Genomic DNA, 12,925 nt, shown 5'->3' on the forward strand with positions numbered 1-12,925 from the left:
AAAATGTTACCTTCATTTCAAGACTTTTTAAAGCATTCATTTATCCTCTTTTAAAAGTCAATTCAACCTCTATTTATATCAGCTTCCAACGCCAAATTTCAGTCCATCTTCAAATAGCTAATCCTCTACTTTTGCTTATAAACAAATAAAAACCACCACCGAATAACATCGGCAGTGGTTCTTTGCTTGGCGGCGTCCTACTCTCCCAGGACCCTGCGGTCCAAGTACCATCGGCGCTAGAGGGCTTAACGGTCGTGTTCGGGATGGGTACGTGTGGAACCCCTCCGCCATCGCCACCAAACGCATAGCTTAGCTTACATTTCAGAGATCATTCTCTGAAAACTAGATCCGAAACGAAATGTGCGATTTACAACGTGCATATTGGATAAGCCCTCGACCGATTAGTACTGGTCAGCTCCATGCATTGCTGCACTTCCACCCCCAGCCTATCTACCTCGTCGTCTTCAAGGGGTCTTACATACTGGGAAATCTCATCTTGAGGGGGGCTTCACGCTTAGATGCTTTCAGCGCTTATCCCTTCCGTACATAGCTACCCAGCGGTGCTCCTGGCGGAACAACTGGTACACCAGCGGTACGTCCATCCCGGTCCTCTCGTACTAAGGACAGCTCCTCTCAAATTTCCTACGCCCACGACAGATAGGGACCGAACTGTCTCACGACGTTCTGAACCCAGCTCGCGTACCGCTTTAATGGGCGAACAGCCCAACCCTTGGGACCTACTTCAGCCCCAGGATGCGATGAGCCGACATCGAGGTGCCAAACCTCCCCGTCGATGTGGACTCTTGGGGGAGATAAGCCTGTTATCCCCAGGGTAGCTTTTATCCGTTGAGCGATGGCCCTTCCATGCGGTACCACCGGATCACTAAGCCCGACTTTCGTCCCTGCTCGACTTGTAGGTCTCGCAGTCAAGCTCCCTTATGCCTTTGCACTCTTCGAATGATTTCCAACCATTCTGAGGGAACCTTTGGGCGCCTCCGTTACTCTTTAGGAGGCGACCGCCCCAGTCAAACTGCCCACCTGACACTGTCCCCGCACCGGATTACGGTACCAGGTTAGAACCTAGATACGATCAGGGTGGTATCCCAACGGTGCCTCCACAGAAGCTTGCGCTCCTGCTTCAAAGGCTCCCACCTATCCTGTACAGATCGTACCCAAATTCAATATCAAGCTGCAGTAAAGCTCCATGGGGTCTTTCCGTCTTGTCGCGGGTAACCTGCATCTTCACAGGTATTAAAATTTCACCGGATCTCTCGTTGAGACAGCGCCCAAGTCGTTACGCCATTCGTGCGGGTCAGAATTTACCTGACAAGGAATTTCGCTACCTTAGGACCGTTATAGTTACGGCCGCCGTTTACTGGGGCTTCGGTTCACAGCTTCGGATTGCTCCTAACCGCTCCCCTTAACCTTCCAGCACCGGGCAGGCGTCAGCCCGTATACTTCGCCTTACGGCTTCGCACAGACCTGTGTTTTTGCTAAACAGTCGCTTGGGCCTTTTCACTGCGGCCCCCTCGTGCTATTCACACTACCGGGGCACCCCTTCTCCCGAAGTTACGGGGTCATTTTGCCGAGTTCCTTAACGAGAGTTCTTCCGCGCGCCTTAGAATTCTCTTCTCGCCTACCTGTGTCGGTTTGCGGTACGGGCACCATCACCTGGCTAGAGGCTTTTCTTGGCAGTGTGAGATCATGACCTTCGCTACTATAATTTTCGCTCCCCATCACAGCCCAGCCTTATGATGTGCGGATTTGCCTACACATCAGCCTCACTGCTTAGACGGACATCCATCAGTCCGCGTCACTACCCTGCTGCGTCCCCCCATTGCTCATAACGGCTTACGGTGGTACAGGAATTTCGACCTGTTGTCCTTCGACTACGCCTTTCGGCCTCGCCTTAGGTCCCGACTTACCCTGAGCGGACGAGCCTTCCTCAGGAACCCTTAGGCTTTCGGCGGATCAGATTCTCACTGATCTTTTCGTTACTCATACCGGCATTCTCACTTGTATAATGTCCAGCGCTCCTTACGGTACACCTTCAACCCTTATACAACGCTCCCCTACCCCTGATGCAAAGCATCAAGCCATAGCTTCGGTGGTGTGTTTAGCCCCGTTACATTTTCGGCGCAGAGTCACTCGACCAGTGAGCTATTACGCACTCTTTCAATGGTGGCTGCTTCTAAGCCAACATCCTGGTTGTCTGTGCAACTCCACATCCTTTCCCACTTAACACACACTTGGGGACCTTAGCTGATGGTCTGGGCTGTTTCCCTTTTGACAATGGATCTTAGCACTCACTGTCTGACTCCCGGAAGTAAGTCTATGGCATTCGGAGTTTGACTGAGCTTGGTAACCCTTGCGGGCCCCGCACCCAATCAGTGCTCTACCTCCACGACTCTGTTTTCCGAGGCTAGCCCTAAAGCTATTTCGGGGAGAACCAGCTATCTCCGAGTTCGATTGGAATTTCTCCGCTACCCCCACCTCATCCCCGCACTTTTCAACGTGCGTGGGTTCGGGCCTCCAGTGCGTGTTACCGCACCTTCACCCTGGACAGGGGTAGATCACCCGGTTTCGGGTCTACGTCCACGTACTAATTCGCCCTATTCAGACTCGCTTTCGCTGCGGCTCCGGCTCTTCACCTTAACCTTGCACGGGAACGTAACTCGCCGGTTCATTCTACAAAAGGCACGCCATCACCCCTAAAACGGGCTCTGACTTTTTGTAAGCACACGGTTTCAGGTTCTATTTCACTCCCCTTCCGGGGTGCTTTTCACCTTTCCCTCACGGTACTGCTTCACTATCGGTCGCTAGGAAGTATTTAGCCTTGGCAGATGGTCCTGCCGGATTCATACGGGGTTTCACGTGCCCCGCACTACTCGGGATACATCTCGGAGAGAACCAACTTTCAAGTACAGGGCTTTTACCTTCTTTGGCGGGCCTTTCCAGACCTCTTCGTTTAACCGGTTCCTTTGTAACTCCATGTGAGATGTCCCACAACCCCAAAGAGCAAGCTCTCTGGTTTGGGCTTCTCCGCGTTCGCTCGCCGCTACTGACGGAATCACTATTGTTTTCTCTTCCTCAAGGTACTTAGATGTTTCAGTTCCCCTGGTATGCCTCTACATAACCTATGTATTCAGTTATGAGTAACTGGAAATTACCCCAGCTGGGTTTCCCCATTCGGACACCCCCGGATCAAAGCTTGCTTACAGCTCCCCGAGGCAGTTTCGTTGTTCGCCACGTCCTTCATCGGCTCCTAGCGCCTAGGCATCCTCCGTGTGCTCTTAGTAGCTTAACCAATTGCTCCAAGGAGCAAATGCAATCTACCGTTTTTATTGAAACTTGTTTACACAAGTTCAGCTTAAAAAGGAATGTTCTAATTCGCAATTTTCGTTTCGATATCTAGTTTTCAAAGAACAAGCTCCATGCAAAAGCAAGCTGTTTGAGAGTTTGAGCTCTCAAAACTGAGCAACGAGTGAGTAGTTTTTGCAGCTAAGCTGCGGTTTTGAATGTTTCCACTCGGGAAACGATTCTCCATAGAAAGGAGGTGATCCAGCCGCACCTTCCGATACGGCTACCTTGTTACGACTTCACCCCAATCATCTATCCCACCTTCGGCGGCTGGCTCCTTGCGGTTACCCCACCGACTTCGGGTGTTATAAACTCTCGTGGTGTGACGGGCGGTGTGTACAAGACCCGGGAACGTATTCACCGCGGCATGCTGATCCGCGATTACTAGCAATTCCGACTTCATGCAGGCGAGTTGCAGCCTGCAATCCGAACTGAGACCGGCTTTTTAGGATTCGTTCCACCTCGCGGCTTCACAGCCCGTTGTACCGGCCATTGTAGTACGTGTGTAGCCCAGGTCATAAGGGGCATGATGATTTGACGTCATCCCCACCTTCCTCCGGTTTGTCACCGGCAGTCACCTTAGAGTGCCCACCCGAAGTGCTGGCAACTAAGATCAAGGGTTGCGCTCGTTGCGGGACTTAACCCAACATCTCACGACACGAGCTGACGACAACCATGCACCACCTGTCTCCTCTGTCCCGAAGGAAAGGTACATCTCTGTACCGGTCAGAGGGATGTCAAGACCTGGTAAGGTTCTTCGCGTTGCTTCGAATTAAACCACATACTCCACTGCTTGTGCGGGTCCCCGTCAATTCCTTTGAGTTTCAGTCTTGCGACCGTACTCCCCAGGCGGAGTGCTTAATGTGTTAACTTCGGCACCAAGGGTATCGAAACCCCTAACACCTAGCACTCATCGTTTACGGCGTGGACTACCAGGGTATCTAATCCTGTTTGCTCCCCACGCTTTCGCGCCTCAGCGTCAGTTACAGCCCAGAGAGTCGCCTTCGCCACTGGTGTTCCTCCACATATCTACGCATTTCACCGCTACACGTGGAATTCCACTCTCCTCTTCTGCACTCAAGTCACCCAGTTTCCAGTGCGATCCGGGGTTGAGCCCCGGGATTAAACACCAGACTTAAATGACCGCCTGCGCGCGCTTTACGCCCAATAATTCCGGACAACGCTTGCCCCCTACGTATTACCGCGGCTGCTGGCACGTAGTTAGCCGGGGCTTTCTTCTCAGGTACCGTCACCTTGAGAGCAGTTACTCTCCCAAGCGTTCTTCCCTGGCAACAGAGCTTTACGATCCGAAAACCTTCATCACTCACGCGGCATTGCTCCGTCAGGCTTTCGCCCATTGCGGAAGATTCCCTACTGCTGCCTCCCGTAGGAGTCTGGGCCGTGTCTCAGTCCCAGTGTGGCCGATCACCCTCTCAGGTCGGCTACGCATCGTCGCCTTGGTGAGCCGTTACCCCACCAACTAGCTAATGCGCCGCAGGCCCATCCCCAAGTGACAGATTGCTCCGTCTTTCCAGTTCTCTTCAGGAGAAGAAAACAACTATTCGGTATTAGCTACCGTTTCCGGTAGTTGTCCCAAGCTTGAGGGCAGGTTGCCTACGTGTTACTCACCCGTCCGCCGCTAACCATCAGAGAAGCAAGCTTCTCTTCAAGTCCGCTCGACTTGCATGTATTAGGCATGCCGCCAGCGTTCGTCCTGAGCCAGGATCAAACTCTCCAATAAAGTATTGAAAAGAGCGATAAGCTCATTTTGAAACTGACGAGATTAAAAATCTCATTTTATGCTCCAGTCGATCCAAGCCAAGGCTTGTCTCAAACTTTCGCGTTCATTCTGCAAGCAGAATGTTTACTCACTCGTTGTTCAGTTTTCAAAGATCAAACTTGTTTCATTGCTGTGTGTTGTTCACCTCAGCAACTTTTATATCTTATCACATCCGAACCAACTTTGCAAGCTTTTTTTTTAAGTTTCTTTCGAAGCTTATTTGTTTCGCTTGCCGCACCGTGTTTCTCGTGTTTTCTTGGCCGGAATTAGAATATACCATGTACAGATTTCGATTGCAAGCTTTATTTTCAATAAAGTTATTTCTTTCTACACTCCCTCTAATAGGGCTCCCATATAAGCCTGATCCTGTATACATTACTCTGCTTAATTTCGTAAGAATATCTCTCCACCTATACATGCTAATCTCATACTCTACTTTAAGTTTAATAAAAAAGCCTTTCCATATTGGAAAGGCCCTGTTCTTATATATGAATTGAAAATTTAGTTACCCAATGACTTCCTGGATATGTAGCTGCCTTTGCTGCATCAGATTGATGATTGTTCCTTCTACTGATACCATCGGCCGTGTAGGATGATCCCGATCTGAGAATATAATCTCACCAATTTGATTATTGCTGAGCTTCACTCGGATACCGTTATGGATCTGTGTGGAACGCTGGACGAATACATTCACGATAGCAGGATCCAATTTACCAAAAGCCTCACTCTGAATTTGTTCAAGTACCAGGTACGGTGACTGTGCCTTACGATAGATCTTTTCCAGAGTCATAGCGTGGAAGATATCAGCGATAGCTACAATTTTGGCATAGATATGAATCTGCGTGCCGCTGAGCTGCAGCGGGTAACCCGACCCATCCACTTTTTCATGATGCTGCAATGCTGCAAGTCTAGCTCCCTCATTGATGGCCTTCGCCTGTTTCAGTACCTGGTAGCCATATTTCGTATGCTGTCGGATCTCTGCCTGCTCTGACGCAGTTAACGTAGAAGGTTTATGGAGAATCTGTGGGTCTACTTTGTTATTACCAATATCATGAAACAATCCTGCAAAAGCTACCTGCATCCAGTCTTTGGACGGAAGATCAATCCACTGGGCCAACTGATAAGACGTAATGGCACTCAAGACGGCATGATGATACACATAATCATGTTCCTGCATCACTCGTGGACTGAAGGTAAGCACATTATACTGTTTAAGATGAACAAACAAAGCTTCCAACTGTGTACGCAATTCATATACAGGTAATTCAGCCGCCAAGGAGGATAGGAAAGCATTTTTGGTCAGTCCCACCATCTTTTCATACTCTTCATGCAGAGACGGTACTGCGGGTGCTGAGACTGCGCTGCTGCCTTTCCCTGCCCGTTCTCCGTTCTTCTCATTAGCTGCATGGACTGAAGAGGCGGATGAAGCTTTAGAACTTGAGCTGCTTGTCCCTGTTCTTTCTTGCTCGATGTCCACTTGATGAATCATAAAGGCTCTGAGTACTTCCACATCTTTAGGCAGAATGACTTTGCCCTTCTGAAACAGAACATTGCCACGAAGCGTTTGTACGTCATTTCCCAGTTTAAGTCCTGGTTTGACTTCAGACAGGGTGATTAATCCCATGTTTATTCCCCTCACTCATCGTTCTTCTATAAGATATCAAGACCATAGTCCCGGTTTTTCACGTTAATTCCCATTATATTACTCAAAAATCAGGCTGTACATCCCAGATTTCGAGGAGAATGGTCCTGGAGCGGTGAAAATAACAAAGGGCCCCCATATGGGAGCCCTCCAATTTCATTGAAATCATGAAATGATTTTCGTTATAGAAAATTAATTCTATACTTCCGAACCTGAATCATCGCCCTCAACTTCAGCATCGGAAACCGCACCCTCATCAAGAGTTGACTCTAGACCTTCAGAATCAGCGGCTTCTGCACCTTCAAGCAATTCTTCGTCATCTGGTTCTTCCTCATTCTTATCAATTCGGCTGACTGTAGCTACGGCATCCTCATCGCGAATATGAATCAGCTTCACGCCTTGCGTGTATCGACCCATCGTGGATATGCCTTCCATACTCATCCGAATTAACGTACCGCTGGAAGTGATGATCATCAGATCTTCTTCCGTCTTAACCATTTTCAGACTGACTACCGCACCGTTCTTATCTGTGACGTTAATGGTTTTAATCCCTTTACCGCCACGAGTCTGCATCCGATAATCGCTGACAGGCGTACGTTTACCGTAACCTTTGGCTGTAACAATCAGAACATCCAGTTCCTGATCTACAACGTCCATACCGATTACAACATCCTGCTCATCCAGTGTGATCCCTTTAACCCCGGTTGCACTCCGTCCCATGGAACGAACATTTCCTTCCGAGAACCGGATGGACATCCCGTGAGCTGTACCCATAATGATCTCTTGCTGTCCGTCTGTCAGCTTAACATCAATAAGGGCATCATCATCACGCAGGGAGATCCCGATCAGACCGCCTTTGCGAATATTCGTATAATCCTCAAGTGGTGTCTTCTTCACAACCCCTTGGCGGGTAGCAAAGAACAGATACTTGTCACTCTCGAATTCCTGAACTGGAATCACGGCATTGACCGATTCACCCTGCTCGATCTGAATCAGGTTGATAATCGGCGTCCCCCTTGCTGTACGGCCAAGCTCTGGAATCTCATAAGCTTTGAGACGGTAAACTTTACCTTTGTCGGTAAAGAACATGAGGTAATTGTGAGAGTTGGTCACAAACAGATGCTCAACAAAGTCGGTATCTTTGGTGTCCATTCCCACAACCCCACGTCCGCCACGCTTCTGACTGCGGTATGTGGATACCGGCAGACGTTTCACATAGCCTGTATGGGTAATAGTGATGATAACTTCTTCACGCGGAATCAGATCCTCGTCCAGAATGCTCTCTTCACCTACAGTGATTTCGGTACGACGATCATCGCTGAAGCGATCACGGATTTCTTGCAGCTCCGTGCTGATAATTTCGAGCACCAGGTGCTCGTTGGCCAAAATTTCACGATATTCCTTAATTTTGACCATCAGTTCGTTATACTCATTTTCGATGCGCTCACGTTCCAGACCTGTCAGGCGTTGCAGACGCATATCGAGGATAGCTTGAGCCTGATCATGACTGAGTGAGAAACGCTCAATCAGACCTTCTCTGGCTGCATCCGTATTGCTGGATGAACGAATCAACGCAATAATTTCGTCGATATGATCCAGCGCGATACGCAAGCCTTCCAGAATGTGTGCGCGTGCTTCCGCTTTTTTCAGTTCGAACTGTGTACGTCTACGTATAACCTCAATCTGATGCTGCAAGTAGTGATACAACACTTCACGCAGATTCAGAATCTTAGGTTCTTTATTTACAATCGCGAGCATGTTAATCCCAAAGGTGGACTGCATCGCTGTATGCTTGTACAGGTTGTTCAGCACTACACCCGGGTTCACGTCTCTGCGAAGCTCAATTACGATCCGCATACCGTTACGGTCAGACTCATCACGGAGATCCGTAATACCATCAATCTTTTTATCACGTACCAACTCAGCAATTTTCTCAACGAGTCTTGCCTTGTTCACCTGATAAGGAAGTTCCGTAACGATAATCCGTGCTTTGTTGTTGTTTTCTTCGATGTTAGTTTTGGCCCGCATCGTTACTGAACCACGTCCGGTTTGATACGCCTGGCGAATTCCGGAGCGTCCCAAAATATAACCGGAAGTTGGGAAGTCTGGCCCGTGGATATAATCCATCAATTCCATGGAAGTGATATCTGGATTTTTGATCATAGCCTGTACGCCGTCAATGACCTCTCCCAGGTTATGAGGAGGAATATTGGTCGCCATACCTACCGCAATCCCGCCGACACCATTGACAAGCAAGTTAGGGAAACGAGCTGGCAGAACGATAGGTTCACTTTCTTCACCGTCATAGTTCGGCTGGAAGTCAATCGTATCCTTGTTGATGTCTCTGAGCATTTCCATAGCAATCTTGGACAACCGGGCTTCCGTATAACGCATGGCTGCTGCCATATCGCCATCCACCGATCCAAAGTTACCATGTCCATCTACGTGCATGTAGCGCAGGGAGAAGTCCTGTGCCATCCGTACCATCGTTTCGTATACGGCAGAGTCACCGTGTGGGTGATACTTACCGATAACTTCGCCGACGATTCTAGCTGATTTTTTATGTGGTTTATCGGGTGTCATGCCTAGCTCGGACATTGCGTACAGAATACGCCGGTGAACCGGCTTCAATCCGTCACGCACGTCAGGTAAGGCACGGCTCACAATAATGCTCATCGCATAATCCATAAACGATTCACGCATCTCGACGCCAATATCCCGATCTTTAATCTGCGAGTTCATTTCTTCCGCCATGCTGGACCTCCTTCTTGTCCTTCAACAAACATTCCATTCAATCATTCAAAATTAATTATATGTGAAGAGCCTAACAAGGCTAAAACCGCACAAGGACGCTACTCTTTATTATATTACTTTCACAAAAGGTAAACAATTAAACGTCCGCTGGGCAATAGCCTTTCTTCCGGGAACTTTAGAGAGTCTGGGGGTTCGCCCTGCCTTCCTCCCCATTTGCACATACAATGCTAGAAAAAGCGGCAATTGTACTGTGTATATTCAGGCTTAGACCGTTCCCGTTCTACGATCAAACTACATCTGTGCAACAAAACCGCACAAAACGCCATATTTCTCTATTATACCACTGAAATCATCTCTTGTCCTTTGATTTCTCCGCGTCTGCCACTCTTATAAACCCCATTAAAACACGAAAGGACTGATGGCTCTTGGGCATCCAGCGTGTCTCCAGCAAATGGACCAAGACAGCTGTGTTACAACGCAGCCGTAATGTGAATGAATATATACCAGTAACACGACAATATAGTCGCCAGACCCTGGAACGGATGACTGAATTATTCGAGTCAAACTATATCAAACCGGATCGGGGAACTTACGGCAATGGCGTCATGCGGGTAAAAACCATCCGTATAAAACAGAACCCGATTACCGATGCAAACACATCGGAAAACGCCGTTGATCCACTCTCCCCATCCGAAGCTGAAGTCAGTGCCGAGATCTCTGCTGAAGTCCCTCTGACCACGTATGAACTTCGATATGGGACGGAGGAAAAACACTTCCATTCCCTCGATGAGCTGGATCTGGCGCTCACTGAACGTATCCAGAATCGCGAATACATCATTCAGCAAGGTATTCCGCTGATGAAACATGATGGATTACCTTTTGACCTGCGGGTACTGACCCAGAAGAATCTAGAACGCAACTGGGAAACGACAGGTATCCTGGGAAGAGTTGCTGCACCGGGCAAGATCATTACCAACATTCATGGCGGCGGACGACTGGCCACCTTTAATGAGTTGGTACGCCCTCATTTTGATCAGGATCGGTTCCAGCAACTACGCAGTGAGCTATATCGTTTAGGCATTCATACGGCGGTACAGCTGCAGAGGTCATTTCCAAGGCTCAAAGAGATTGGTATCGATATCGCACTGGATGAAGATGGACGGCCATGGATTATTGAAGTCAACACATTACCAGGTATCTATGCTTTTGGCCTATTGCCTGATAAGGAAACGTACCGAAAGATCAAGCGTTATGCGAGAGCGTACGGCAGATTACCCTCCAAAAAAGGGAAAACATCTCGCACCTCCCCCAAAGCCCAGGCCTCCACTGCCAAAAGCCGCACACACCGATAACAGGCACTCCAGAGTCCAACCTAAAATCTCTATAGCTTAACCCCATAATGTAAAAGAGGCGCCCTCGCAGGCGCCTCTTCGAATATCGTTAGATATCGAGGTTTTTCACGTATTTTGCATTTTCCTGAATAAAGTCACGACGAGGTTCAACATTATCCCCCATCAAGGTGTCGAACATGGCATCGGCCAGCATCGCATCGCTGATCGATACTTGAAGCATGGTCCGGCTTTCAGGGTCCATCGTCGTTTCCCATAATTGTCCGGCATTCATCTCGCCGAGACCTTTATAACGCTGGATATTGAATTTCGCATTCTCACCGAGAGTTGCGATAATTTCATCACGTTCCTTCTCGGAACCAGCATAACGAATCACTTTATTACGCTCAATCTTGAACAATGGCGGTTGGGCAATATATACATAACCAGCCTCAATGATTTTGCGCATATAGCGATAAAGGAATGTGAGAAGCAATGTCCGAATGTGGGCGCCATCGACGTCGGCATCCGTCATCAAAATGATTTTGTGATAACGTGCTTTGGCAATATCGAAATCATCACCAATTCCGGTACCCATTGCAGTAATGATTGCTCTGATCTCCGCATTACCCAAAATCCGGTCAAGACGTGCTTTTTCCACGTTCAGAATCTTACCACGCAGTGGCAAAATCGCTTGGAAATGACGATCTCGTCCTTGCTTCGCTGATCCACCGGCAGAGTCACCTTCGACGATGTACAATTCGCTGATTGAAGCATCCTTGGATGAACAGTCGGCCAATTTACCTGGCAAAGAGCTGACTTCGAGTGCACCTTTACGACGCGTGAGTTCACGTGCTTTACGAGCTGCTTCACGTGCACGGGCAGCTTGCAGTCCTTTTTCCAAAATGCGACGGGATACGGAAGGATTCTCTTCCAGGAATTCCTGCAGCTTCTCAGCAAACAGGGATTCCACAATTCCGCGCACTTCACTGTTACCCAGCTTGGTCTTCGTCTGTCCCTCAAATTGCGGTTCAGGGATCTTGACTGAGATGATCGCTGTTAGACCTTCACGTACATCATCCCCGGACAGGTTACCCGTGCTGTCTTTGATTACTCCGGCTTTGCGCGCATAATCATTGATAATCCGGGTAAGGGCACTTTTGAATCCGGATTCGTGCGTTCCACCCTCATGTGTGTTGATGTTGTTGGCAAAAGAGTAAATATTCTCGGTGTAGCTGTCATTGTATTGCAATGCAACTTCAACCTGAATGTTGTCTCTTGATCCTTCTACATAAATCGGGTTTTCGTGCAGTACTTCACGCTTCTGGTTCAGGAAGGAGACATACTCGATAATACCGCCCTCATACAGGAAAGAGTTGGTTACACCTGTACGTTCATCGGTTAAAGTCATACCAATTCCCTTGTTCAGAAACGCGAGCTCACGAATACGAGTCAGCAAAGTTTCATAGTCATAAACTCTTGTTTCCGTGAAAATCTCCGGATCCGGATGGAACGTAACCGTTGTTCCCGTTTCCTCCGTTGTTCCGATCGTTTTCAGATCATACTGCGGAGCACCGCGACGGTATTCCTGTTGATACACATGGCCGTCAACCTTAACTGTAACAACTACTTTCGCTGATAGAGCATTGACGACAGATACACCTACACCATGAAGACCACCGGATACTTTGTACCCGCCACCGCCAAATTTACCGCCTGCATGCAGAACAGTCATTACAACCTCAAGTGCAGGACGTTTCATTTTGGCATGTTCACCGACAGGAATCCCCCGCCCGTTATCGACTACAGTGACGCTGTTATCTTCATGAATAGTAACTTCGATATGATCACAATAACCTGCGAGTGCTTCGTCAATACTATTGTCCACTACTTCCCAAACGAGATGATGCAGACCTTTGGCACTGGTGGAACCAATATACATCCCCGGTCGTTTACGTACGGCTTCCAGCCCTTCAAGTACCTGAATTTCATCTGCACCATATGACGGTTGATTCATAGACATGCCTTTCACCTACTTCTATAGATTCAATATCGTAAATA

The 12,925-nt window shown here is 48.5% G+C and carries 4 protein-coding genes and 3 rRNA genes; 1 reads left to right on the top strand and 6 read right to left on the bottom strand.

The features are described from left to right. Positions 1–184: 184 nt before the first annotated feature. The 5 genes from rrf to gyrA form a co-directional block, all read right to left on the bottom strand. Positions 185–301: ribosomal RNA gene (gene rrf, locus MHB84_RS12995) — 5S ribosomal RNA — on the bottom strand. Between the two features lie 80 nt (positions 302–381). Then, positions 382–3,307, bottom strand: a 23S ribosomal RNA gene (locus tag MHB84_RS13000). A 242-nt stretch (positions 3,308–3,549) separates the two neighbouring features. Continuing rightward, positions 3,550–5,101, bottom strand: a 16S ribosomal RNA gene (locus tag MHB84_RS13005). Together the 16S, 23S and 5S rRNA genes form the textbook arrangement of a ribosomal RNA operon. A 544-nt stretch (positions 5,102–5,645) precedes the next feature. Then, entirely contained in the window at positions 5,646–6,764 is a 1,119-nt protein-coding gene (locus MHB84_RS13010; RefSeq protein ID WP_076287166.1) for an HD-GYP domain-containing protein, read from the bottom strand. Positions 6,765–6,980: 216 nt separating this feature from the next. Then, entirely contained in the window at positions 6,981–9,536 is a 2,556-nt protein-coding gene (gene gyrA, locus MHB84_RS13015; protein ID WP_076287167.1) for a DNA gyrase subunit A, read from the bottom strand. A 425-nt stretch (positions 9,537–9,961) separates the two neighbouring features. On the opposite strand from gyrA, the gene MHB84_RS13020 reads away from it, so the two are divergent. Beyond that, positions 9,962–10,888, top strand: a complete 927-nt coding sequence (locus MHB84_RS13020; RefSeq protein ID WP_076287168.1) for a YheC/YheD family protein — start codon at positions 9,962–9,964, stop codon at positions 10,886–10,888. 88 nt (positions 10,889–10,976) lie between these two features. On the opposite strand, the gene gyrB is transcribed toward MHB84_RS13020, so the two are convergent. Then, entirely contained in the window at positions 10,977–12,887 is a 1,911-nt protein-coding gene (gene gyrB, locus MHB84_RS13025) for a DNA topoisomerase (ATP-hydrolyzing) subunit B (RefSeq protein ID WP_076287169.1), read from the bottom strand. Positions 12,888–12,925: the final 38 nt, after the last annotated feature.

Source organism: Paenibacillus sp. FSL F4-0087 (genome assembly GCF_038020215.1).
Classification (GTDB): domain Bacteria; phylum Bacillota; class Bacilli; order Paenibacillales; family Paenibacillaceae; genus Paenibacillus; species Paenibacillus taichungensis.

What these genes read in the sequence shown, in the direction of transcription:
- MHB84_RS13010 (WP_076287166.1), bottom strand. Translation starts at nt 6,764, where the DNA reads ATGGGATTAATCACCCTGTCTGAAGTCAAACCAGGACTTAAACTGGGA.
- gyrA (WP_076287167.1), bottom strand. Translation starts at nt 9,536, where the DNA reads ATGGCGGAAGAAATGAACTCGCAGATTAAAGATCGGGATATTGGCGTC.
- gyrB (WP_076287169.1), bottom strand. Translation starts at nt 12,887, where the DNA reads ATGTCTATGAATCAACCGTCATATGGTGCAGATGAAATTCAGGTACTT.